At 53.2% G+C, this 24,134-nt stretch carries 17 protein-coding genes; 4 read left to right on the top strand and 13 right to left on the bottom strand.

What is annotated here, in order from left to right; all coding sequences use genetic code 11:
* Nucleotides 1–50 precede the first annotated feature (50 nt).
* Nucleotides 51–3,761: an SNF2-related protein gene (locus BUA93_RS04430; protein ID WP_072977764.1), complete on the top strand. Its 3,711-nt coding sequence runs from the start codon at nt 51–53 to the stop codon at nt 3,759–3,761.
* Nucleotides 3,762–3,900: 139 nt separating this feature from the next.
* Here the strand turns inward: BUA93_RS04430 and BUA93_RS04425 are convergent, their stop codons facing one another.
* The 6 genes from BUA93_RS04425 to BUA93_RS15850 form a co-directional block, all read right to left on the bottom strand.
* Nucleotides 3,901–6,003: a glycoside hydrolase family 5 protein gene (locus tag BUA93_RS04425; protein ID WP_072977762.1), complete on the bottom strand. Its 2,103-nt coding sequence runs from the start codon at nt 6,001–6,003 to the stop codon at nt 3,901–3,903.
* A 571-nt stretch (nt 6,004–6,574) separates the two neighbouring features.
* Entirely contained in the window at nt 6,575–8,434 is a 1,860-nt protein-coding gene (locus BUA93_RS04420; protein WP_083597117.1) for a glycosyl hydrolase, read from the bottom strand.
* A 148-nt stretch (nt 8,435–8,582) separates the two neighbouring features.
* Entirely contained in the window at nt 8,583–10,460 is a 1,878-nt protein-coding gene (locus tag BUA93_RS04415) for a T9SS type A sorting domain-containing protein (protein ID WP_139257757.1), read from the bottom strand.
* Nucleotides 10,461–10,705: 245 nt separating this feature from the next.
* Nucleotides 10,706–12,640 carry a glycosyl hydrolase gene (locus tag BUA93_RS04410; protein WP_072977757.1) on the bottom strand — a complete coding sequence of 645 codons (1,935 nt, stop codon included), beginning with the start codon at nt 12,638–12,640 and terminating at the stop codon, nt 10,706–10,708.
* Nucleotides 12,641–12,832: 192 nt separating this feature from the next.
* On the bottom strand, nt 12,833–13,858 hold the full coding sequence (locus tag BUA93_RS04405; protein WP_072977755.1) for an aldose 1-epimerase: 1,026 nt from the start codon (nt 13,856–13,858) through the stop codon (nt 12,833–12,835).
* Nucleotides 13,859–13,959: 101 nt separating this feature from the next.
* Nucleotides 13,960–14,349: a hypothetical protein gene (locus tag BUA93_RS15850; protein WP_139257755.1), complete on the bottom strand. Its 390-nt coding sequence runs from the start codon at nt 14,347–14,349 to the stop codon at nt 13,960–13,962.
* A gap of 408 nt (nt 14,350–14,757) precedes the next feature.
* Between BUA93_RS15850 and BUA93_RS04395 the strand changes: the two genes are divergently transcribed.
* Nucleotides 14,758–15,420, top strand: coding sequence for a DNA alkylation repair protein (locus BUA93_RS04395; RefSeq protein ID WP_072978117.1), 663 nt, complete (start codon nt 14,758–14,760; stop codon nt 15,418–15,420).
* 36 nt (nt 15,421–15,456) lie between these two features.
* Here the strand turns inward: BUA93_RS04395 and BUA93_RS04390 are convergent, their stop codons facing one another.
* On the bottom strand, nt 15,457–15,723 hold the full coding sequence (locus BUA93_RS04390) for a hypothetical protein (protein ID WP_072977752.1): 267 nt from the start codon (nt 15,721–15,723) through the stop codon (nt 15,457–15,459).
* Between the two features lie 68 nt (nt 15,724–15,791).
* Between BUA93_RS04390 and BUA93_RS04385 the strand changes: the two genes are divergently transcribed.
* Together BUA93_RS04385 and BUA93_RS04380 are read left to right on the top strand one after the other, a co-directional pair.
* Entirely contained in the window at nt 15,792–17,198 is a 1,407-nt protein-coding gene (locus BUA93_RS04385) for a tetratricopeptide repeat protein (protein WP_072977750.1), read from the top strand.
* Nucleotides 17,199–17,308: 110 nt separating this feature from the next.
* Entirely contained in the window at nt 17,309–18,853 is a 1,545-nt protein-coding gene (locus BUA93_RS04380) for a family 16 glycosylhydrolase (RefSeq protein ID WP_083597116.1), read from the top strand.
* Nucleotides 18,854–18,994: 141 nt separating this feature from the next.
* On the opposite strand, the gene argS is transcribed toward BUA93_RS04380, so the two are convergent.
* From argS to panD, 6 genes are all read right to left on the bottom strand, one after another.
* Nucleotides 18,995–20,722, bottom strand: coding sequence for an arginine--tRNA ligase (gene argS / locus BUA93_RS04370; RefSeq protein ID WP_072977748.1), 1,728 nt, complete (start codon nt 20,720–20,722; stop codon nt 18,995–18,997).
* Nucleotides 20,709–21,122 (bottom strand): ribosome silencing factor, encoded by a 414-nt coding sequence (rsfS, locus tag BUA93_RS04365; protein ID WP_072977746.1) that lies wholly within the window; start codon nt 21,120–21,122, stop codon nt 20,709–20,711. The genes argS and rsfS overlap by 14 nt, the downstream gene beginning before the upstream one ends.
* The gene (locus BUA93_RS04360; protein WP_254793846.1) at nt 21,109–21,495 is read right to left on the bottom strand and encodes a LytR C-terminal domain-containing protein; all 387 of its coding nucleotides are present in this window, start codon (nt 21,493–21,495) and stop codon (nt 21,109–21,111) included. The genes rsfS and BUA93_RS04360 overlap by 14 nt, the downstream gene beginning before the upstream one ends.
* Before the next feature lie 100 nt (nt 21,496–21,595).
* A complete protein-coding gene (locus BUA93_RS04355; protein WP_254793845.1) occupies nt 21,596–22,138 on the bottom strand; it encodes a hypothetical protein in 543 nt (180 codons plus the stop codon).
* A gap of 30 nt (nt 22,139–22,168) precedes the next feature.
* Nucleotides 22,169–23,680, bottom strand: coding sequence for an SPFH domain-containing protein (locus BUA93_RS04350; protein WP_072977741.1), 1,512 nt, complete (start codon nt 23,678–23,680; stop codon nt 22,169–22,171).
* A 100-nt stretch (nt 23,681–23,780) separates the two neighbouring features.
* Nucleotides 23,781–24,128, bottom strand: coding sequence for an aspartate 1-decarboxylase (panD, locus tag BUA93_RS04345; RefSeq protein WP_072800535.1), 348 nt, complete (start codon nt 24,126–24,128; stop codon nt 23,781–23,783).
* Nucleotides 24,129–24,134: the final 6 nt, after the last annotated feature.

Raw genomic sequence — 24,134 nt, 5'->3', positions numbered from 1 at the left:
TGCTCAAATGAGCAAATTTTAATACAAAAAATTACTATATTTGGGGGGCTATGGAATATGGTGTATACGGAAGTACTTGGTGGAGTAAGAAGTGGCTAGACCACTTGCTTTCGGGTGCGTCCGCCCGCGATATTGACCTGGCTTTCAAGTATGTGGGGCGTGGGCAGGTCCAGCCCTTTACGGTGTCCGACAACCGCGTCATGGCCGAGGTGAAGGGGCCGAATGGCGGTTCGCACAATGTTTACCTCGTTTTCCCGAAATTTGACAAGGAACGGGCCAATGTCTTTGTGGGGCTTCTGAAGCAGCAGCCGGTGGAGCTCACGGCTCTTTCAAACGAGGCGATGAATCCCTCGATTGAGTTGCTCCTGTCGAAGTGCGGGCTTTCCCTGTTCGAAACCTGCGACCACGTGAACATGAACTGTGACTGCAAGGATCCGCTTCCTTGCCGTTACGTGATATCGGTGTTCCTGAAACTGGGTGAAATGATTTCTTCGGACCCGTTTGTGCTTTTCAGGATTCACGGAATCGATATCGCTTACCTCAAGGACTATAAGCCGGAACCGGTGGAATCGGATGTGCCGAGCGAATCGACTCTGGTGCGGATTTTGCCGGTAAACGACCGTACAGAGATGCCGCGCGTACCCAAGTTCAATTTTAACGAGTGGCGCGATTATTCCCATGTGCTTCCGGCGATGTTGTCGAATTGTCCGGATTTTTGCCCCGCAGGCAATTTCAAGAAGAGTTTTGTTGACGAACTGGAACGTTGCCGCCTGTTCTACAACCATTTTGAAAAGTTTGAACAGTTTGCACAGGATTTTGGAATCTACCATGCGCACACTTTCTTGATGGAACGGGAACGCCTGCAGGTGGTGCATGCTCGCGGATGGCAGTGGACATTCAGCCAGCTTGAAGACGAGCGCGTGGTGGCCGAGGGGCTTTCCGTTGAAAATATTATGGGAGCGCTTTGCCGCCTGAACCAGGATTGCGTGTGGCATAACCATGTGACGGTACGTTTTGTGCATCAGCTCCTGATGGTGGCGTATTACCTGGTGCGCTGCGGTGCGATTTACCCGCAGGTGTTCTGGCTGAACGGCGTGACGGCGCAGGTGCGCTGGCTCCCGGCGGAGATGCTTCCTGATGTGCTTGCGGTGGTGGCAGAACTTGAAAAGGGTGTTCCCGACGATTTCGCTTTTACAGTGCGTGACTTGCTGCGCGAAGACCTGGACGGAGCCGCCGAACATATCCTCTCGATTTTTATCGGCAAGCTGCTCCGTTTTGCGCGTACGGCGCAGAGTTACAAGAAGGGAACCCACGAAAACCTGCTCGGATTTTTCTTTGACTGCAAGTCGGGAAAACTGGCGTCAAACGGGCTCAAGATTCCGTCGAAGATTCAGGCGTGGTTCTCCGTCTACAATTCGCTGGAATTCAACCACAAGATTATTTTCCGCTGCTCGGAACTTGGCAAGGAAATTGCCCTGGATGTTTTCGTGGAATCGTCGGTCGGTCGCGAACCTCTCAAGGCCCTCTTTGAAAATAGCGATCCGCGGCTTCTGTCGCTGATGAACGTGCTCAACTGCGTCTCGGAAACGTTCAAGCCGATGAAGCAATACTTGGAAGTTCATGCGGTAGAACCGATCGTGATGAAGGGCGCGGAACTCAAGGAATTTGTCACTTATTCCATCAAGAAATTCGAGGTGTTCGGCATCGTGACCGAGATGCCGCGTTCCCTCAAGGAAATTGCACGCCCCAAGACGCAGATGAAGCTCAAGGGAAGCCTTGGTATCGGGGCGTTCACCGCGGGTGACCTGCTGGACTTTGACTGGGAAGTGGCTCTGGGCGACGAAAAAATTCCCGCCGAGGAATTCATGCGGCTTGCCAAGGATGCCGAAGGGCTCCTCAAGTACAAGGACCGCTACATAGAATATACGGCGGACGATCTTGCGCTTTTACAGCAGCGTATCGACGAACGCGAAAAGAAAAAGGCCGGAGGTGCGATTGTTGCCGATGGCGCTGTTGATGACGCGGATTCTGCGGGTGAGGCTGCGGATGCTGACGGCGCCACTGATTCTGCTGCGGACTCCGATGTGGATGATGCTTCCGAGGATTTTATTCCCTCGACGGCGAAACTTCTGCAGGCTTGCCTGACGGGGCAATGCGACGACATCCCTGTCGATATGACTGACGGGCTAAAGCAGCAGCTGGATGTGTGGCGCGGGGAAACCGAGACGAATTTACCGGAGAACCTGAACGCGACGCTTCGCCCTTACCAGATGCGCGGTTATTCGTGGATGTACAAGAACTTGCAGATGGGTTTCGGGTGCATCTTGGCAGACGACATGGGCCTTGGAAAGACGCTCCAGGTAATCGCTTTCCTCTTGAAGCTGAAACAGGAAGGTCGCCTTGCCGAAGGGCGTGCTCTCGTGGTGGTGCCGGCGGGACTTTTGTGCAATTGGCAGATGGAAGTGAAAAAGTTTGCGCCCGAACTCAAGGTGTTTACTTACCATGGGGCGGGCCGCAAGCTGGAAAAATTCAATGCAGACTTGCTGATTACGACCTATTCGACGTGTCGCCTCGATTTCAAGAAACTTGAAAAGCTGAATTGGCGCGTGATCGTAATCGACGAAGCGCAGAATATCAAGAATGCCGACAGCGAACAGAGTCGCAAGATTCGCGCACTCAAAGCTCCGATGAAGATTGCCATGAGCGGAACCCCAGTCGAAAATCGTCTGATGGAATTCTGGACGATTATGGATTTCTGCAACCGTGGCTTTTTGCCATCGGCGCTGGAATTCCGCGACAAGTACGAAACGCCTATCCAGAAGAATGCAAACCAGGCGGTCGCTGAAAAGTTCAAGAAGATAACCGCTCCCTTTATGCTTCGCCGTATGAAGACGGACAAGACGATTATCAGTGACTTGCCCGACAAGATTCAGCAGAACGAGTATGCGGAACTGACGCGGTCGCAGGCGGCGCTGTACAAGAAGATCCTCGACAAGTTTATGGAAGAATTGCAACTGCTTGAAGAAGGTCCGTCAATGGATATCGGTGCGGATGTGCTCGCGGTTGCCGATGGCGCGGATGCCGCGCCTGCTTCTGCGGCTCCTGCTGGCGCGAGCAACCTTTTCAAGCGCAAGGGACTTATTCTCCAGATGATTCTTGCGCTCAAGCAAATTTGCAACCACCCGCGTACCTACTTGAAGGCGGGGGAGGCGAAGGTCGAAGATTCCGGAAAATTGGGGATGCTTCTCGACTTGCTGCGTTCTATTCAGGAACAGGGCGAAAAGGCTATCATCTTTACGCAGTTCCGCGAAATGGGCGAGCTACTGCAAGAAACGCTTGAACGCGAATTGCAAATCAAGGCGGATTTTTACCACGGCGGCTGTACACAGAATCAACGCAACGAAATGGTGCGTCGGTTCCAGGAAGATCCCGAAGACAAGGTGCTTATCCTTTCGCTCAAGGCGGCAGGAACCGGTCTTAACTTGACCGCCGCTTCGCAGGTGATTCACTATGACTTGTGGTGGAATCCCGCTATCGAAGCGCAGGCGACGGACCGTGCGTTCCGTATTGGGCAGACCAGGAATGTGCAGGTACACCGCTTTATTACCAAGGGTACTTTTGAAGAAAAAATCGACGCGCTGCTCGAAGCCAAAAAGGCCGTCGTCGAGATGACGGTGAACGCCGGTGAAACCTGGCTTGCCGACATGGATGATAAGCAATTAGGCGAAATCTTTGCGTTGGATTCCGCTTCGGTGCTGTAACATTTCTACGAAACACCGTCCTGGAATCCTGCAAGGATGGCGAAAAAAAAGAATCCGGTCGTTCAGACCAGATTCCTTTTGCTTTTTTCCAAGCAATCCCGGCAAAGACACTCCAACCTGCCGGGACTCCACACGAAACTTACTTCAGAATCACCTTCTGCATGTAACGCTGGCTGCCCTGCTTGACCATGAGTACGGCCGGACCGCGGTAGTCGCTCGAAAGTTCAACTGTGTTCATGCCCTTGCTTGCGGTGAAATTCTGCTGTGCAATCACCTGGCCCATGCTGTTCAAGAGCATAGCCTTGGCCGGAGCGGTTGCTGCGGCGTTAAACTGAGCCATAACGGAGCCGTACTGAACGTTCACGAACATCTTGGACGTTGCGGCGACTGCTGCGGGCTTGATGGCATCCGTTCCACTGAGCGCGACAATCTTGGCAGAGGCGATGCCTTCGAGTTGCGGTTTCTTGTCAAAATCGTCGATGATTTCGGTGGAGCCGTCGGCCTTGATGCCCTTGATGTAGTCGAAGGTGATGGTGCCGGTGACCTGCGTGCCGTAAAGGTTCAAGCCGATGGCGTTCACCGAGTTGAGGCCTGTGGGAGTGGTACGGAAGTCATCCCACTTGACCTGGAAAGTCTGGAACTTGGACGCATTGAGTTCTTGGTCGGCCTGCTGCAGTACGGGAGCGTCGAACCATGCCCAGCTGCTACCAGTCATCATGAAGAGGTCCATGGAGGTCCAGCCGTATTCACCGCAATCCTTTGCTGCGTTGGTGCACGGGCCTGCAGAAGTGACGGAACCCTTCAGACGAATTTCGATGCCAACGTACTTGGAAAGGTCGTTTTTGCCACTAGCAAGGTTGATGCGCAGTGTACCCACTTCGCTGGAGTCGGAAGTTACTGTCTGGTAAGTCACCTGCACGCCCTTGCCGGAACCTTCGGGAATGTCGGGGTTTTGGTTGACGAGAGAATCAATGGAACCGCCCGGAAGAGCTGCCTGGCCGAATGCTTCACGCATGGCGTTCAAAGTTTCGACGTCGGTAATGTCACCCACGTTGCCGCCGAATTTGTTCACCTGGCGGCGGATAATGGTCATGTTACCATCGCCTTCGTCACCGGTGTCCCATACGCAAGGAACGAGACCGTTCTTCTTGGCGGCTGCAACTGTGTAGCCGTACCAGGCGGCACGAGCCTTCAAGTGAGCCTTCAGGTTGTCTCCTGTGAGCGAGAAACGCTTGACGGCGCCCATTTCACCGATCACGACCGGAATGCCCTTGTCGTAGAAAGTGCTCTTGAGGCCGCTGAACAGCTGGTCGATAGAGCTCTTGGATCCGAGAGAGGAGCCAGAGCAGGTATGTGCTGCGTCGTTACCCGGAGTCTGGTCTTCCCAGTAGTAGAACATCTTGCCCCAGCTTTCGTCGCCGCTGGTCATGAGCGAGAACTGGTACGGGTAGAAGTGGATTTCGGCCATGGTGTAGCCTTCGCCTGCCGGATCTGTCGGGTATTGCGCGGAAAGGAGCGGGACCTTGTCAATTTCGGTACGCGGGGCCTGCACGACCACGATACGGGTGGCGTTGTTGCCGCCGGAAGTGCGTACGGCGCGCAGGCATGCTTCGTGGAGGCGCTTTAAGATGGTCATGCGGTCTTCATTGAAAGCCAGCTGGCCGTTGTCGGTGTATCCATCTGCAGCGGAACCACCACGGTGATCGTTCACGCCAGGTTCATTGGCGGATGCGAAAATCAGATGTTCGTCGTAGGTTTTGAAGTAGTCTGCAATTTGCTTCCAGTAGCCTTCTTGCAGGGCGCGAACCTTGGACGAGTCGGTTGTGGCCTGATTTCCGTTGCGGTCGATGTGTCCGCCGCTAAAGACTTCGTCTTCGAGCCAACCTTCGTCCCAGTGGCTGTTCAAGATGGCGTACATGCCGTTGTTGATGACGAGATCGACGACGGTCTTTACGGAGTCGAGCCAGCCGGCGTTAATGGTGCCGTTAGAGGCGTGGCTGTTCCAGGCGCAGGGAATACGCACGGTGTTGAATCCTGCGTCCTTGATTGCCTTCACGTAGGCGGCGTCAGGGAAAGAGTTGCCCCATCCAGTCGGGTTCCCCGGGACTTCCATCGTGTTGCCGATGTTGTAGCCGAGACCCATGTCGGGGTAAATCTCGGTCGCCTTGGGGAGGGCGAACGCAGCGGTGCTTGCGAGCGAGAGCGCGCCGACCGCGATACCAAACTTTCCGATACCAAACATTTTGACTCCTTATATGGTATATGTGGGCATAACTTGCCCCGTTGTAGTTCTATCTGAAATTAGATTTTGCAAGGCCGTTTTAAACAAAAAATATGCGTCTGTATGTTTTTTGCGGTGTAGAATTCTCAACAGGGACTTTAAAAGAGGAATATGAACGGCTTTACATGCCTAATTAGGCTGTATTTTGTGCTTTGCCGGACATCGTTACATACTAAATGCTAAAAACAGTGCGGTTAGTATGTAAAAAACAGATTTTTCCGTGCAAAAATAAGAGACTTTGGTACTTGTAGAAAGTTTCTTGGGGGATTTTTTGCCGTTTTCCCCTCTTTTTTGAAAAAAATTACATACTAAGTTGCTTGAAAATGAAAAAAGTATGTAACAATAAAAAAAAGAAGAGGTTCTTTACATACTGAAGACTCTTTTTTATATGAAAAGTATGTAAAAACGGGAATAATTTTGCCGCAAGGTCGCTTAATATTTGTGAAAGCCTTTAACAAAAGAAAAATGCCGATTTTTGCTCAAAATCGGCTTTCCTGACTAGAAATATGGTGTTGTCTATTTTCGGTGTTGATTATTTTAGTGAAATTTTTTTTGCGAGGCTGGTGCTGCCGACTTTGACGCGCACAATGTAATGGCCGCTGGCGATACCGTCAAGATTGAATGCAGTGGTTCCTGCAGGCAGGTTTCCTTGGGCGAGGCTTGCGACTTTATGGCCGAGCAAGTCGAACAGGGCAATGCTTGCTGCTCCGGCATGAGCAAGCGATACGGTAACTTGGTTGCCCTGCATATTGACGGCCAGGTTGTTGGATCCTATACGGCGAGCCATCCTGATGTCGGCCTTCACATTGTCCCAACCGGGCATGTCGTCGAGGGCGATAATGCGTTCGTCATCCAAGTTGCGTTTCCACATGTCTGTCGGAGTCTTTTCCAAGAAATTTCCGCTCCAGGTCTGGCTCCAGGTCATCCAGTAGCTCCAATAGGCCTTGTCTTCGGCAATGCTGTCAATATCCGGAATGGCTCCGTTTTCGCTCAAGGCAATCATCTTGCTTGTGCCCACGTCGCTCACAATCTTGTTGTAGTAATTGGCTGCAGAATTGTGGTCATTCAGCGGGTCGTAAATGTCAACAGCGACAATGTCCACGTATTCATCGCCAGGGTACCATGCTGCATTCAGAGCGCTGTAGTCGTAACCAAATTTCGGGTCGGTATTGATGTTCCAGACCCAAATCAGGTTGGTGAGCTTGTTTGTCTTGACCATGCGATCGAATACCAGGCGGTACAGCTGCACATAGCATTCGGGGCTTGCAGTACCCCACCAGAACCAGCCACCGCTTGCTTCGTGCAAGGGGCGCCATACGACGGCGATTCCCTTGTCTTGCAGCTGCTTGAAGTAGCCCGAGACAATGTCCACGTCGGCGACAATGTCCTTGTATTCCTGTGAGGTTTCATCAAGTTCCTGGCATTGTTCGCCCTTGAAAGCCTTGGTGTAGTTAAAGCAGGTATTTGTGTTCGAAGTGCCCATAACGCCTTCGGTGCAGCCGGGGTTGTTAAAGCCTGCGGGAGTGCCCTGCGTGTAGAATACGGTGTCTTCGCCGACCTTCCAGTGCCAAGTATAAGTCGGAATGCCGCCCATGTTCCACAAGTCTTCGGTCATGAGCAAGTTGTTTTCGGTGTAGCCCTTGAACCAGCCTTCTTCATGGTGGCCGCCTGCCGCAAACAGCATATCGAAGCCGCCAATGGCGGGGTAGTGTCCGCTACGCTTGTAGAATTCGGCGATGTCGGTCTGGCCCTTCCACGAGACTTCCTCGTCGTTGAACTTGCAGGAATCCGCGGGCGTGCAGCCGCCAGGCGGAATGAGCCGCATGTTGCCGTAATCGTAGTTGAAATTCTGGTCGCTAATCATCATGCCGCTAACGGTCTTTTTGCCGAAGTTATCGCGGAGGTAGGTGTAGACCTTGCGGGCCGATTCCGTCGCGTTCGGAGTTACCGGCAATTCGCTAATCTTGAATACCGCGTCGGGGTGGCGTTCAACGGTAATGTAGTCCACGCCGAGAGCCTGGTTCCCTACGGTAATCTTGTTTTCGCCGGCCTTCATCTTGGCCGATGCCGAAACCACGTAGCTCGAATCGCAGTTGCGCGGGGTAGTCAGCATGGAACCCACATCCACTCCGTTGACCGCGATTTTAGAGGTGGTCCAGTCGTATTGCTTGATCAGAACCTTGGTGGTAATATCGTAGACGGCGGTTTCTTCGACCTTGACGGTGAATGTGATGCCGCTCGGGTCTGCGGTCTTTGCGTATTTTCCGCCCGAAAATTCTGCACCTTCGGCAACGCTTGCGCCAGGCAAATCTTCGGCTTCGTAGATTGTGGGGGCTGCAAAAGCAGGCATCACGGAGAATGCGGACAGCGCCGCGAGTAATTTACATCCCATACAACACTCCTTAATTTATGCCTTAAATATACTTTCGAAAAATCAGAATATCCCGTTTGCAAGTAAAACAACGGAAAAGATGTTGTCTGATTCGCAATAAAAAGCCCCCGCGGGTATAAACCCACAGGGGCGAGGAGTCAGAAACGCTTTATTTTACAAGTACAGGCCTTGTGGCTGCTATTCCCGCGCCCTTCACGCGCACGATATACATTCCCTTGGGCATATTCTCGAGACTGAACGCGTAGCTGCCCTGCGTAAGCGTGCCGTGGAAGAGCGTTGCAACGCGCTTGCCGTTCATGCCGAACATGTCTACGCTCACGTCGCCCGCCTTCGCGGTCACAAGAGAAATCGTATTGCCTGCGATATTGAAGGTGCCACCCGCAGCGAGCGAGACTGCGCGAGGCTCAATCCCGAGGGGACCTTCGCCGAACACAATCTTGATTTCGGGAATCATCTCTTCGGTGTTCTCGAATCCGCGGCTGAAGGCATCGTACTTGTCTTCGTTGAAGTCCCAAAGAACTTGGTCGCCCGCCTTGAAGTTGTCGTACAGGATGGTGCCGGTGTAGCCTGCTGCATAGTTCGCAATGACAACACTCAGGGTCTTGTTGCGGTCAGCGTAGCTGGAAATATCGAACGAACATATTTTCGATTCGCCCGCAGCCACTTCGCAGGGGCCTTCTACTTCGGTCCATGTCCACGCATCCGTCAGTTTGAAAATTAGGTTCAGTTGAGCATCGCTCGCGCCCTGGTTTTTCACCTCGAACGTGAACGTGTTGGCCTTGCTCAGGTCCCACGTCTTCTGGTATTCGATTTGCGCATTGTCGCCTCCGTAGGTCACGGCCATCTTGCCATCGCCGCTTTCCTGGCTTATTGCCACATCCTTAATCTTGATGCTGGCCTCTTCTGTTGCGGCAAGCGCCTTCATTGCATCGAGTGCCGGGTCGATGGTATAGGTGTAACCGCCGAAGTTCGATTCGGTCTTGTCGCCGATGTACTGCCAGGCGAGAGCACCCGCGTAACCGCCGTCAAACGCCTTGCGGTAGCATTCCTCGGTCGAAATCTGGGTCTTTGCCGCCATGCTCGCCGTGTAGGTGTCGCCTTTCCAGCCGCTTGCGGGGAACTCGCCGATAATCATCGGCTTGCTATCGTAACCGTACTTGCTCGCCATCTGGGCTGCCGTATTCACGAACGGGCTCACCGCATCGTTTTGCCAATACGGATAGTAGTGCGTCTGGAAAAAGTCGAGCGTGCCGTTCGCCTTGCCGCCCGCCGCCACGAGGGCCGCGTCGTTCCAGTGTTTTTGATACTGGATGTTCACGCTACCCGTAGAAACGAGCAGTTCCGGGTTTTCGGTGTGGATGGCTGCCGCTACCTTGTTTGTAAACGCCTGAATCTTGGAAAGCGCCATCTTCTTGGTAGTCCAGCCGCTACATTCGCTCGTCATGCCCTCGGGTTCGTTGAAGACTTCCCAGGTCATGAGCGCCTTGTGGTTGCCAATCGCCTTCACCACCGGGATGAGCGCGTTGTCGATAAACGCCTGCGTGCCCTCGTCCTCGAACAGGTTCGTGTTCGCAGTGATGTCGAGCTTTTCGTCGTAAAGTCCCCACTGGTTGGGTTCCATCAGGTTGTGGCTGAAGAGGCACATCGAGACCATCACACCGTATTCCTCGGCGATGTCCAGGGCCTTCTTCATGTTGTTGATGGTGTTTTCCTTGAGGCCCGAAACCAGGTGCGTTGTCTGGTCGATTTCGGGGCTCTGGCTCATGTTGTTGAAAAGCCACCAGCGGATGGCGTTACCGCCCGCAGCGCGCGTGCCTTCCACAGCCTTGCGCCAGGCGTTTTCGTTCAGCGGGGAAGCTCCCACGTCGGAATTGTAGTCGCTCCAGGCGAGGTTCGTGCCCGAAAAGAAGATTTTCTTGCCGTTATAGAGCAGGTCGGTGCCGCTCACCGTGAGGCCCGGGGCCGCAAAAGCAGTTCCACCGAGCAAAAAGGCCCCGCAAAGAGCCGCAAAACTCAATTTTTTCATATGACTCCTCGAAACGCCCGTCAGGGGCGTCCATCGGGAAAATAAAAAAATAAGACGCAAATGGGACGGTTTTTATTTAGGGGTGTTGACATAAATCCTGTTTTTTGTCCACACCAATTTATGCACCGATGGCGCCGATCGGATTATCGTGATATGCAAATTTTATTACGGTCCAGGGTCAAACGATCATAAAAAAAGCCCCCGCGGGAGTAAACCCGCAGGGACCAGGAGTCATGAAAGAAAAATTACTTGACTAGAATCGGCTGCGTTGCGGCGAGTCCAGCTCCCTTCACGCGGACGATGTAGCGGCCCTTGGGCATGTCGGCGAGGCTGAATGCGCTGGTGCCTGCGGCGAGGTTTCCCTTGTAGAGCGTTGCCACGCGCTTGCCGTTCATGCCGAACACTTCGACTGCAACCATGCCTGCCTTGGCGGTGGTGAGCGAAACAGTCTTGCCCGATACACTCAACTTGGCGGCGGCGCTTGCTGCTGCCACCGGCTTGATGGCGCTGCTGCCGGCCGTGAGAACCTTTACCGCGAGCTTCTGGCCTTCTTCAACCTTGATGTTCTGGGCCTTGTTGAAGTCGTTGATGAGGATGGATCCGTCAACTGTTACGTCATCATAATAGACGGTGCCGTTGAAGCCGGCCGCGAACACTTCGAGGTAGACCTTCGAGATGTTGCCCATGAATGCCGTGTAGTCGGCACCTTCCAGCACAACCTGGTCCTTCGCGGTTGTAGTAAGGTCAATCTCGCAAAGGGTGGAATCCCCCGCGTTCACCCAGCAGCCATCGGGCTGTGCCCATGCCCAGTCCGGAGCGCCCGTGAGGAATGCGACCGTGAACCAGATGCCCGACATGGAATTGGTGTTGTAGACCTTCATCGTGAGCGTCTTCGCGGTGGAGAGGTCCGGAATGTTCTTGTCGAGAATCACGATGTTGCCCTTGGCGGTGTCACTGCCGGCGGCAAGCTTGACCTGCAACCAGCCGTTCGTAGCCAGGTCTCCCGGAAATTTATCTTCAATAACGCGTGCCGTGTCGAGTTCGCCAAGCTTGTAATCCGCATCGCAGGCGGCCACGGGGGCATTCGAAATGGTGTACTTGTCCCAGCCCGGCATGCTTTCAAGATCGATAGTGCAGGGGCTTTCCATGTTTGCCTTCCATACCGCCTCTACGGTCTGGTCGAGGAACTTGCCATCCCAGGTCTGGTACCAGGGCATCCACCATGACCACACGGTGTTGCCAGCCTTCATGGCAGACATGTCGGGAATGGAACCGTTCTCGGACACGGCGAGAATCTTGTCGGTGCCGTAGTTCGTGGTGAGTTCTGCATAGGCCTTGGTGTACTTGGTGGTGTAGTCCCACGCTTCGTAGATGTCGAGGCTAATCACGTCGTACTTCGCAGTACCCGGGTTCCAGTCCTTGTCGCTCGTGTATTCGGGGTTCCACACCCACACGAGGTTCTTCACACCCTTCACCGAAACCATTTCGTCGTAGACGAGGTTGTAGAGGGCCTGGAAGGCGGCACCACCCTTGGTGCCCCACCAGAACCATTTGCCGCTTGCTTCGTGGAGCGGACGGAAGATGGCGGCCACGCCGGCCTCCTGCAGGCCGAGGAACATGTCGGCAATTTCGTCAATATCGCTTACGAGCTGCTTGTAGGTTTCGGATTCCGTATTCCAGGTGCAGTTCGCCGTGCAGGCGGGGTCAGCAAAGCCCTTGGTAAAGTCAAATTCAGTGTATTCCTTGTCGTTGCCCGACTTAGTGTAGAACGCGTCAATTTGGTCGCTGGGATCCTTCCAGTGCCAGGTGAAGGCCGGAATACCGCCCTGCTTCCACAGGTCCTTGGCGGCATCGAGAGCCATCTGCGTGTAGCTCTGGTACCAGGCGTCGCTAGCCTTCACGCCGGTTGCGAACAGGAAGTCGAAACCCACGAGGGCCGGGAGCTTGCCCGTATGTTCCTGGAACGAAATCACGTCGGGGAGTTCCTTGACGGTGGCGGAGCTGACATCGCCGGTCATCACGCCGGAAACGGTCTTAACGCCGTAGTTCGTGGCAAGGAAGTTGTAAAGCTTCTGGGCGCCTTCGGTAGCGTTAGCTGTAACTGGGCTGTAGCTGATGGCAGCGCTAGCGGTAGCTGCTGCAGCAAGACCGAATGCGAGAATGGTTTTAGTGAATTTCATGATAACTCCTATATTGTCCGTTTGGAAAATAGGTTAAAAAAGGGGCTCCTCAAAGCATTTTTTGTGTGGCGTTGAATAAATCGTTGGGTATTTCTCAACAAAAAATCCGCCCCGAAAGACGGATCCTGAAAAAATATTTTTACGCGATTTTCGCAAAAAATGCGTAAAAAACGCGCTAAATCGGTTTCAAGCTTAAAGTTCGATACCCGTTTTTTCGTGGAAACGGAACCCGAACGTGAATGTCCGTTCTTCACCGGGCTGGATCACGATCAGACCACGCTGGTGGTTCAGGGCGTCGGGTTCGGAGGTCATGGGTTCGATGGCGATGCTCATGCGGTCGGGCGGCGTGTAAATCTGGATGGCGTTGTACTGTTCGATGCCGGCCTTTTGCCAAATGTCAAGCGTATAGCGGTCGCTTTCGAGTGAGGCGTGTACATTGTTGATGAAGTCGGAATCGGTCGCCTTCAGCTGCGTCACTTCCTTTTCGAGGCAGAAACAGTCGTTGATGAATTCGTCGCCAATCTTGCGACCGTCCACGAAGCGCGTATCTTCCTTGAAGTTGCCCGTGGGGAGGTCGGCGCTGTCCAGGAGTGCAAGCGAGCTACGTGGGAGCGTCATCGTCAGGTTGTCGATTTTTTCGCCCAGCATAAAGTAGGGGTGCCAACCTTCGGAATAGGGGAGTTCCGCCTTGCCGATGTTTTGGACTCTTGCCGTAACCGTGACACTTTCGCCCGTAAAGGTGATTTCGTTGATGGCGCGGTAGGGGAAAGGGAATCCTGTAAAGGCGCCGGGCCAGTCGCAGCTGAAAATAGCCGTGCAACTGTCGCTGTCGCTTTCAAAGCTTTCGAAAGTCCATTCCTTATCTTGCAGAAAACCGTGCAGGGCATGTGGCGCCCAGCTGACGTTGTTGACCAGCTTGTAGGTTTCGCCTTTCCATTTGAACTGGGCGTAAGCTGTGCGTCCGGGGAACGGTGTGAGTCTGCAACCTGCATTGGTGTCGGGCGAAATCTTGCGGAGTGTCGGCTCGTCCCTGTAGCCGTAGAGCAGGTCGAGCATTTTGGAGCTGTGAGAGTTTTCCGGATCTTCGACCGGTACGCGCCAGGCATTGAGCCCGCCGCCGAATCCGCTCAAAATTTCAAATTCGGCTCCGTCGTCGCGTTGCATCACGAAGCAGGGAATGGTGCCCAACGGGCGGTAAATAAGCTTGAATTGACTCATATCAAAATAAATCTACACAAAAAATGGGGCAAACAGTCCCATTGCCATATATAAATAAGTTTTTTTTAAAAGATTTCTTTGTTTGTAAACGAAATTTTGTGCTAAAGGGGGTTCTTGCGGGGCCTGCCGCGGGGGCGCTTGATGGGAGCGCCGTCGGGCATCGTAGTCGCTTCCGGATGCTTGGCCCTGAAAAACGCCTGGATTTTCTTGGCGCGTTCTTCGGCTTTTTGCTTTGCGAGGTCTGCCGCCGAGACGATGACAGCCTTGGGGGCGGGGCCGTTCTTGGCACCGAAAGAGACCTTGAGGACTCTTCCCGAAGTGGGCTTAGGCATTTCCGAAATCATGGAACGGGGGGTGTCGTGCACGCTCTTTTCGTCGGTTTTGAGAAGGGAGTATCCCTTGCTGCTTGGCGAGAAGGCGTCCTCGAGCATTTTTCGCTTTTCGTTCGAAAGTTCGTTGAGGGGCGTAACTGGCGGAAACGGCGTAGACATGGCTTTCGGTATATTGCCCAGGACAGGGCTCTTCCCGAAAATTTCAGCGGCGATTTTTTCGGTCTCGCGCCTGGCTTTTTCTTCTTTCTGGGCAAGTCGTTCCCTCTTGGAAGGCCGTGCCGCCCCGTTTTTACGTCTCCCTTCAAATTTTTTCTGGAATTCTTCGGAATTCCGGATAATTTCTTCGTCGGAAAGACCCCGTAATTCGGGGGGAACTTCAATGGTTTTTAGAGTGTCCGTAGCCGTATTTTGGTGCATAAAAACTGTTTTTTTGGCCTTTTTTTAACTTGTCAAGAGTAAAAAATGTCATTTTATTGTAAAAAATGCAGACCAAATTTAAAAAAAATGAAAAAAAATGCTTGTCAAGACCTAGAAAAAAAATTTTTTTTGGACTATTTTTGGCATAACATGCTTCGGTTTACACAAGAAATATTACTTGCACTCCGCGCCATCTCCAATGAGGAGGAGGCACATGAAATGTCTAAGAAGGCTCGTGAACAGTTCGACTTCCTTGGAATTCGTCTTGTTCCCCGCCGCGAGGTGACCTATCCCATTTTCGACAAGTACCCGCCGAAAGACGGTGACGAGTTGGTGGCCAGGGTCGAGGACATGTGGGCACAGCCGTATCGTGAAATTCAGTATGCGGCCTGCGACTACCTGTTCCGTCACAGGGCCCTGCTCGGTGGTCAGCACCTTGCCTTCCTTAAAAAGCTCATCAAGACCCGCGCTTGGCGCGACACGGTCGATACGCTCGCTGCATGCGTCCTGGGTGACCTTGCTCTCCGTCTCCCCGCGCTCCGCAGTAAAATTGCATCCTGGATCCGCGATCCGAATGTGTGGGTCCGCCGCAGCGCAATCATCTTCCAGATCCAGTACAAGGACCGCACCGACTGGCCTCTGCTCCGTGAGTTCTGCCTGACTTGCGCCAAGGACGACGATTACTACATTAGGAACGGTATCGGTCGTGCCCTTTCGGAATACGCCCGAATCAACCCGACCGAGGTGCGTCGTTTTGTCCAGGACAATACCTTCGCAGAACAGACCGCCCAGGAAATCCTCCGTCTGATTTAGCTAGAACAAATTAATAAATTTCAACGAGCCTTTCTGCTACGCCGCAGGAGGGCTTTTTTTGTGGCGATCGTTACGATAGGTTGTCAGAAAAAAGTTTTTTTTACCCTCGGTTGTCTTTTCCGGGGGAGCCTTTACGAAATAGATGACGCACGGGACGATGATGCATGCCGCATAGCAAAGGCTGATGACGGCATCGAAACTCTCGCTTTCGGTAATTGCCGTGGGCAGGAGCAGGGTGCTGATCAGTTTCAGGGCGAGTGCGGCGAGAATCCCAACAAGAAGTCGTGCGATAATTTTGCTCATACCCTGAATGTAGTATTTCTTTGGCGTAAGGAAAATGTTTTTGCTGTAAATTTTGCTAAATTGAACACATGAATATCCGTATTTCTGCGATTGCATTGGCTTGTTTGGTGGGACTGTCGTTCAGTGCCGACCCGCGAATGGAACAGGGCGCCCGTTTTGAGGCGAAGGGTGATTTCGAAATGGCACTTGGCGAATACCGAGCCGTCTTGGCCGAAAATCCGAAGAGTGCCGAAGCTTACTTTGCCGCCGCGCAAGTTCGCATGAAAATGAAGGATTACAGCGGGGCGCTTGCCAACTACCGCCTTGCTTACAAGTTTGAACCGACCATGAGCGCCGCCTACGAAGGTGCCGCCAAGGTTTATGAGGTCCTCGGTCAGAAGGCAAAAGCGGATGCCGAACGCGCGAAGGATCCGAAGAACAATCCTGTTGCCGCAGAACCGGTCCAGGAAGCCGCCGCTCCTGCGGAAACTCCTGCTGCTACCGAAGCTCCGAAGGCTGATGCTCCGAAGGCGGAGACCGCTCCTGCCGCGCCTGTAGCTGAGGCGCCGAAGACGGTAACCGCTCCGGAACCGAAGCCCGTCGAAAAAACTGCGGAGGTGGCGAAACCGGAGCCAGCAAAGGTTGCCGAGACCAAGGCTGCCGAACCTGTGAAAGAAGAATCTGCCGCGCTTCCGACTGACCCGTTCGAAAAGGGAAAGGCTCTCTTCGCCGAAGGCAAGTACAAGGAAGCGGCCCCCCTGTGGCGCGAAGTGCTGCGTAAGCAGCCGGGACACGCCGGTGCGTATTTCTACGCGGGCCTTACCCGTTATGAACTCGGCGAAATGGACAAGGCTGAATTCAACTTGAAGAAGGGCCTCGAATACAAGGAAGAAGGCAACGACGCGAACTTCTTCTTGGCAAAGATTGCACAAAAGTCCAACAAGTCCGATCAGGAACTCAAGTTCCTTGCCGCGTATATGAAGAAGGCTGCGCCGAACGCCAAGTACCGCGCTGCCGCCGAAGCCCGCATCGCTGAAATCAAGGCTGAAAAGGAAAGTAAGAATCAATCTGCTGCTGCCGATTCAAAGGCTGCTGAGCCTGCCGAAGCGCCGAAAACGGTTGAACCCGCGCCGACGCAAGTGGCCAAAGCCCCGGTTGCAGAACCGAAGGTGGCTGACATTGCGGATGCTCCGTCTAGTACGCCGACTCTTGCCAATGCAAACCTGCTTTACAGCGCAGGTAGCATCGAGTCCGCCCTCAAGATGTACAAGGCTCTGCTCGAGACCGATCAGCAGCCCGAAGATCGCTACTTTACCATGTTGCAGCTGGGCAACGCCTACCGCGAACTCCGCGACTTCCACAGCGCCGTGGTGCGTTACCGCGAAGTGGTGCAGCAGTTCCCGGATTCCGATTGGGCGGCCGAAGCCGAACGCGCGCTCGAAGATGCCGTGTGGCTTGAAAAGCATGCCTCGGAACTGCCGCGCCGCACTAGATAGAGTCTTTTGACAGCTTGTTAATAACTTTTGACTTTGAAAAAAGCGAAGCCGTAGGTATATTTATAATGCCTACGGCTTTTTGGTGTTGTGGGTGAGGATTGGAGTTGGATATGAAAAAGCTTTTTATTATATCAAGTATGGTGGCGTTGTCAGCCTCTTTGGTCTTGGCTGATCCTCCCGCTAATTTTAGCGGCTGGGAAAAGGTGTTCGAGGATAACTTCGACGGCACCAGCCTCGACAAGAAAAAGTGGAACCCTACGTATAACTGGGGGCCGACGCACAACCACCGCGCCTACTGTGCCGAAGAAAACGTGATTGTCTCTGACGGTACGCTCAAGCTGAAGGGCGAAAAGAAAGTTCATCCGAATGCCAACGGGAAAAAGGCGAAGTTCAACAACAAAGAAATTCCGGTAGACTACACAAGTGGAGCCATCGATACCAAGGGACACTTCGAAGTCAAGTACGGTTACATTGAAGGCCGCTTCAAGGCTCCGTCGCAGAAAGGAACTTGGCCTGCCTTCTGGACTCTGCAAGACGGTTGGCCTCCCGAAATCGATATCTTGGAAATTCCCGCTTCGCGCAAGCAACACCATTACTACTTGCATTACACGGACCCGAGCTGGTATAACAGCCATGGTTCGGCTTGGGACCACGAGGCGTCTTTTGGCGGCCACAAGGACGACGACGTGGATCGTTCTGCGGGCTTCCACAACTATGCCGTGGAATGGGATGAATCTACTTTAAGCTTTTACTTTGACGACAAGAAGTTTGCTAGTTACAATCGCCCGACTGAAATCAAGCAGCTCTCGGCGCAGTACATTATCGTGAACCTGGCGATTGGCGGCTGGGCCGGCGACGACATCGCCATTACGGCTGACAAGCCTGCTTATTTTGAAGCGGACTGGGTGCGCGTGTGGCAGGCGAAACCTGCGAAGCCCGATACGGTTCGCATTTTCTCGATGAACTTTGGCACTTGCATGGTTAGAACTGCAGAAGACAAACTTGCTCTCGGCGATTGCAATTCCGATGCTGCCGTCGTCACGATTACTCCGCTTTCTTCGACAACTTACCGGTTCGGCTTCGGTGACTTGTCCATTGATACTCCGAATGAATCTACCGAAGCGGGTATTACCATGGGCCTGTACAAGTGGAATGGTGGCGGTCATCAGAAGGTTGTCATGGAGAAGCAGTCCGGCTACGAAGGCTCCGTGGTGCGCATGAAGATGCAGCACAGCAATATGTACTTGCGTGCAACTACGGACGGCGAGCGCGTGGTGCAGAGCTGGGCCAATGACTGGGAATGGAACCAGATGTGGCGTTTGCTTGGCAAGGACGATGTGGTTCCTTCGAAGGATACGACGAAGAAAGATACGTCTGTTACGGATACCGGTAGGACTGCGATTTCGTACTTGGGCAACTATGCAAGTGTGTACGGAACTTCAGTCCATTATGCAAACGACATGTTGTTTGTAGAACTGGCGAGTGACCTTAAGAATGGCGCGACTGTTCGCGTTCTGGATTTGCAGGGCCGCGAGGTGATGCGTTACAAAGCCTTCCGTACGGCGGCTATGAATGTGCGAAATCTGCCCGCAGGTGTTTACCATGTGGCCGTTACTGACGGAAAACGAACGGAATTAAAACGTTTTACGAAATAAACAAGCTCTCACTAGCATGTCATCCTGGAGCGAACGTAGTGAGCGACGGGATCTACAAAAAACGAGAGCTTTAAGCTCTCGTTTTTTGATTTCGGTTGAGCAGCAAATTTACTGCCTACCGTCTACTGTGCACAAAGCGCACTACATCTGGCGAATCGGGAAGAGTCCGAGCAGGTCGAGCACGTTCTCGAGCACAATCTGTGTTGCCTGCACCAGGAACAGGCGGGACTTTTCTTCGGCGCTCCCGAGCACGCGGTCTTCGTGGATGAACTTGTGCGCGGCTTCTGCGATTTCGAGGGCGTACTGGGCGAGTACGCTCGGTTCGTCACCGGCCACGGCATCCAGAATCTTCTTGCCCTTCTTCGACAGGATGTTGATGAGGCTGTAGGCCGCATCGTCGCCGAGTTCGGCAAAGTTCACGTCCTTGATTGCGGCGGCGAGATCGGCACGTTCAATGCCGGCCTTGCGCATAATGCTGCAGAGGCGCACGTGGGCGTTCTGCACATACGGACCGGTATCGCCTTCGAAGCTCATCACGGCATCCCAATCGAAACGCACGTCCTTCAGGCGGCTGTTCTTCAGGTCGTTGAAGGTAAGGGCGCTAATGCCGATCTGGCGGGCGATGAGTTCCTTGTTTTCGAGGCCCGGATTCTTTTGGTCGATGAATTCGAGAATCTTCTTCTGGGCGGCTTCAATCACGTCGCGAAGCAGGCTTGCAGTTCCCGTGCGGGTCTTGCCCTTTTCCCACTTGCCGTCCACCAGCTGCAGAATCACGCCGAACGGAATGTGGTACATGTCCTTGTACCATTCGCGTCCCATCTTCTTCAAAACGTGGAACACCTGCTTGAAGTGGAGCGCTTGTCCGAGGTCCACCACATAGAGGCACTTGTCGAAGTTGTATTCCTTCTTGCGGTAGCAGGCGGCGGCGAGGTCGCGGGTGGCGTACAAGGTAGATCCGTCGCTCTTGCGGATCAGGCAAGGGTTCAGGTCGAATTCGTCGAGCATCACCACGTCCAAATCCTGGCTCTTGACCATCAGGTTCTTTTCGCGGAGTTCGTCGAGAATGGCCGGAATCTTGTCTTCGAAGAAGGATTCGCCGGTGTAGTGGTCAAAGCCCACGCCCATCATGTCGTAGATGCGCATGAGTTCCTTGAGCGTTGCGGCGCGGAAGGCGGTCCAAAGCTTGCGGTAGAATTCGTCGCCCTGTTCGAGCTTGGTGAATGCGGCGCGCGCTTCGTCTTCGAGGCCTGGCTCTTCCTTAGATGCCTTGGAGAATGCTGCGTAAAGGATGTTGAGTTCCTTCACGGTGAGGCTATCGAGCGTGGCGTCGTCCGTCGGGCGATTTTCGCGCAGGTACATCACAATCAGTTTACCGAATGCGGTTCCCCAGTCACCGAGGTGGTTGATGCGTTCCACCTTGTAGCCTGCGGCCTTGTAGATGCGGGAAAGCGAGTTTCCGATCATCGTCGAACGCAGGTGGTGGAAGGCCAGTTCCTTACCGATGTTCGGGGAACTGAAGTCGATGCAGACGACCTTCCCGTTCGGTGCGGCGTGACCGTATTCCAAACCCTTGGCGGCGATTTCTTCGAGCGTAGACTTCGCGAGGAATCCGCGGTCAATGAAGAAGTTTAGGTAGCCGTTTACGGCTTCCACTTTCGAGAGGCCTGCCGGGAGCTTCACCTGTGCGGCGAGGTCTTCGGCGATCATCTTCGGGGCCTTGCGCATCACCTTCGCGAGCGAAAAGCACGGAATGGTGAAGTTGCCGTGGGTGGTGTCAGGCGGCACGGAGATAAGCTTGAATGCGGCTTCCTTCTCGAAGGAACCGGTAGCGGCGAGCGCTTCTGCGATTTCTTGCTCAAACGAGTTCATTGTCGTCGGCCTTCTTGTCGGTGGTCTTTACAAAGTCATTTTCATCGAGTTCCACAATCTTGCCGTCGGCATAGAGACGGTCAAGCGAAATCTCGTTACGCTTTTCTTCTTCGAACAGGTGAACCATCAGGTCGAGGCCCGCATCGAACACGGCCCAGCGCACGCCTTCCTTGTATTCCACGCCCACGGAAGGGAGCTTGTTCGCCTTGAATTCCTTGCGGAGTTCGTTCAGAATCGCCTGCATCTGGGCTTCGCTTTCGCAGGTCGCCACGAGGAAATAATCCGTGACATCCTTGATGCCGCGCAGGTCAATCAGCTGCACGTTCTGGGCGCGCAGCTCAAACAAAATGCTTGCGCCCATTTGGACGGACTGGGGAGGTTCTTGCTTATTCGTTGTCATCTGTTTCTCCCTGTTTGGGTTCTATTATTTGTTCAAAGTCTTTGCCGATGTACACGGCGGCATCTACGACGGCGCGGCTGCTGTGGACCACGAGTACGTTCTTCGTCTTGAGCGCGCGGGCGAGCGCCTTGGCGCCTTCCCATTCGGGGTTCCTGAGCACCAACACGGTTTCATCGTAGTTCTGTAATCTATCGTTTCTAGAACTGACGACGTCAAATCCGTTTTCGCGCAGGTAGGAGCGCATCTTGGCGGCCGCTCCCTGCTTTCCGCAGCTGTTCAGCACCTCGACATCGCCCTTGTAGGTGCGCACCACCTTTTCTACCGGCGCCTTTTTCTGTTCCTCTTCGCAACCCGTAAAAAGCAATGTAGCCATCAAGGCTATTGCGGCGAAAGAGAAACGAAATGTTTTGGCGTACATCAAGGACATTTTCCTATTTAAATTTAGAAAAAATGCACCATGCTTGTCATTCCGCTTACCTACAGTAATAACTCGTTCTCCACGGGCATCCGCCGTAAAAATGACGGTAGGGCCCGTATGCCTTGAAGGCGTCGTTCTCGTTCACGAACATCAGCCTGAAACTCATGTTTTCGTTAGGCTTATATTCGAGCGCAATGTCGGGGAGGATGATGTCCACGTTGCCCTGCCGCACATCTTCCTTGGCAATCGGCGTGCCGAAGCGAAAGTTCGAGTAAAGCGGCATCCAGAGGCCCACGTTTGCGTACAAGTGAAGTTCCGGTGAAAATTCGTAGGCGAGGTGCGCCATGTAACTCTGCTGGGCGAAAGTCCCAAAGGTTCCTCCCATAAAGCTCACCGAGTAGGTGTAGGCGACTTTGAGCGCGGGGTCGAATGTTTCGTGCCGCACCAAGCGCTCGGGGTCAAAATGCTCGCGGTTCCAGGGAATGCCGTCGTCGGGAACGATGTAGACCGTATCAACGACGGTGTCTTTGGGAGCTGTAGTAACAATCGCAGAATCTGCCTTTACGGGATTTTCCGCAAAGGCAAATGCAACAAACACTATTGTTAGCAACAATAACCGCATGCCAAGTTACTTCTTGTTCTCCGGTGTATTATCTGGCTTGGTGACGCCAGCAAGTTTTGCTCCGAACATAGAACCGAGAACCGTGCGCAAATCGATACCGAGGGAATCCGTGAGTCCGTTGGTGACCTGCGTGAGTGTCTTGGTAATGTCGCCCGTGAGCTTTGCCGTGTTGCCTTCACCGTACATGGTGATGCTTCCAATCTTTTCCATGGGTTTTGCGATTGCGGCGGCTATCTGCGGCATCTGTTCGAAATATCTTTCGATGGTCTTCAACTGCATTTCCTGTCGGGCAGCATCGCCGTACAGCTTCATGGCTTCGGCTTTTTTGTTCAACGCTTCAGCTTCGGCAAGGCCTTGAGCCTTGATCGCTTCAGCTTCAGCGAGACCTTTTGCCTTTGTTGCATCTGCTTCGGCCATGGCTTTTGCCTTGGTGGCTTCGGCTTCGGCGAAAGCTTTTTCCTTTTCCGCTTCAGCAATCTGTTTAATTGCCTTGGCGCGCTGTTCCTCCTTGTAACGGTCAGCTTCGGCGTCTTTCTGCTGCTGGAAAAGTTCCGCTTCGGAACGCTGAATCTGTGCCTGGCGTTCAGCTTCGGCCTTCTTTTCAATTTGGGCCTTCAGTTCCTTTTCTGTCACAGTCACCATGCGTTCGCGAATTTCAATTTCTTTTTCCTGCTTGGCAACTTCGGCTTCGGCCTGAGCAACGTTAATGGCCTTTTGCTGGGTCTGCTTCTGGATTTCGTAGGCGGCGTCGGCAATCGCTTTTTCGGTGTCCGAAATCTTTTGCAGGTTGGCCTTTTTCACGGCGAGGTCGTTCTGCTTCTGGGCGATTTCAAGTTCGGCGGCAACGGCGGCGTCATTGGCGTCCTTCTTGGCCTGGGATTGGGCAACGCTGATATCTCTTTCGGCGTTAGCCTTAGAAATGGCGGCTGCCTTGCGGATGGCGGAGGTCTTGTCCACGCCCAGGTTTTCAATCACGCCATTGGCATCTTCAAAATTCTGAATGTTGAATGTCTGAACCACGATACCCAACTTTTCAAGGTCGGGAATGGCGTTCTCGAGCACAAGTTCGGAAACCTGCTTGCGGTCACCCACAAGGTCTACCAGCTGCATGCGGCCTACGATTTCGCGCATGTTACCTTCTAGAATGTCTACAATCATGGCACGGATATCTTCGGGCTTCTTGTTCAAGAAGTTCTGTGCCGAAGACTTGAGACGGTCTGGATTATCCGAAATCTTGGCGGTCACAACAGCGTCGACAGAAACGTTGATATAATCCTTTGTCGGGACCGGGCTTCCAGTCTTTACATCAATTTGAATCAATTGCAAAGAAAGGTGGTCGGCTCGTTCAAAGAAGGGAATTCTAAGGCCTGCGCGTCCGATGATGACTTTCGGAAGTTTTCGAAGCCCCGAAACGATAATGGCTTCGTCTGGTGCGGCCTTGATATACGACATCACGAAGACGATGACGAGAAAAACCACCAAGAAAAAGATGATTGTGAAAAGAATGCTTGCTTGCATGAATTAATCCTCCATTTTGTTTACTCTAAATATATAACAAAAGATCTGTCACGGAATGACAGACCTTAAATTTTTCGATAGAAAAAATGAGATTGAATGTTTACACGATTTCGTTCTTGGCGTTCACGTGGATCACGGTGGGCTTCCACGTCTTGGCTTCGTCTTCGCTCATAGTGGCGTAGGCAACGATAATTACCAAGTCTCCTGGCTGGACCAAGCGGGCTGCAGCTCCATTTAAGCAGATGACGCCGGAACCGGCAGGACCTTCGATGACATAGGTGTCGAGGCGGTTGCCGTTGTTCACGTCAAGCACGCCCACCTTTTCGAAGGGGAGGATGTTTGCTGCATCCATCAAATCGCGGGCAATGGTAATCGACCCCTCGTAGTTGAGGTTGGCGTCGGTTACGGTTGCGCGATGAATTTTGCTTTTGAGTAATTCTAGCTGCATGATGCG

The organism is Fibrobacter sp. UWH4 (genome assembly GCF_900142475.1).
Lineage (GTDB): Bacteria > Fibrobacterota > Fibrobacteria > Fibrobacterales > Fibrobacteraceae > Fibrobacter.
This window is presented reverse-complemented; position numbering and strand designations above follow the sequence as displayed.

Excerpts from the sequence above, each read along its gene's own strand:
- BUA93_RS04415 (WP_139257757.1), bottom strand. The coding sequence starts at position 10,460 with ATGAAAAAATTGAGTTTTGCGGCTCTTTGCGGGGCCTTTTTGCTCGGT.
- argS (WP_072977748.1), bottom strand. The coding sequence starts at position 20,722 with ATGAACTCGTTTGAGCAAGAAATCGCAGAAGCGCTCGCCGCTACCGGT.
- BUA93_RS04410 (WP_072977757.1), bottom strand. The coding sequence starts at position 12,640 with ATGAAATTCACTAAAACCATTCTCGCATTCGGTCTTGCTGCAGCAGCT.
- BUA93_RS04385 (WP_072977750.1), top strand. The coding sequence starts at position 15,792 with ATGAATATCCGTATTTCTGCGATTGCATTGGCTTGTTTGGTGGGACTG.
- BUA93_RS04350 (WP_072977741.1), bottom strand. The coding sequence starts at position 23,680 with ATGCAAGCAAGCATTCTTTTCACAATCATCTTTTTCTTGGTGGTTTTT.
- panD (WP_072800535.1), bottom strand. The coding sequence starts at position 24,128 with ATGCAGCTAGAATTACTCAAAAGCAAAATTCATCGCGCAACCGTAACC.
- BUA93_RS04380 (WP_083597116.1), top strand. The coding sequence starts at position 17,309 with ATGAAAAAGCTTTTTATTATATCAAGTATGGTGGCGTTGTCAGCCTCT.
- BUA93_RS04430 (WP_072977764.1), top strand. The coding sequence starts at position 51 with ATGGAATATGGTGTATACGGAAGTACTTGGTGGAGTAAGAAGTGGCTA.
- BUA93_RS04360 (WP_254793846.1), bottom strand. The coding sequence starts at position 21,495 with ATGGCTACATTGCTTTTTACGGGTTGCGAAGAGGAACAGAAAAAGGCG.
- BUA93_RS04405 (WP_072977755.1), bottom strand. The coding sequence starts at position 13,858 with ATGAGTCAATTCAAGCTTATTTACCGCCCGTTGGGCACCATTCCCTGC.
- BUA93_RS04420 (WP_083597117.1), bottom strand. The coding sequence starts at position 8,434 with ATGGGATGTAAATTACTCGCGGCGCTGTCCGCATTCTCCGTGATGCCT.
- BUA93_RS04390 (WP_072977752.1), bottom strand. The coding sequence starts at position 15,723 with ATGAGCAAAATTATCGCACGACTTCTTGTTGGGATTCTCGCCGCACTC.
- BUA93_RS15850 (WP_139257755.1), bottom strand. The coding sequence starts at position 14,349 with ATGTCTACGCCGTTTCCGCCAGTTACGCCCCTCAACGAACTTTCGAAC.
- BUA93_RS04425 (WP_072977762.1), bottom strand. The coding sequence starts at position 6,003 with ATGTTTGGTATCGGAAAGTTTGGTATCGCGGTCGGCGCGCTCTCGCTC.
- rsfS (WP_072977746.1), bottom strand. The coding sequence starts at position 21,122 with ATGACAACGAATAAGCAAGAACCTCCCCAGTCCGTCCAAATGGGCGCA.
- BUA93_RS04395 (WP_072978117.1), top strand. The coding sequence starts at position 14,758 with ATGCTTCGGTTTACACAAGAAATATTACTTGCACTCCGCGCCATCTCC.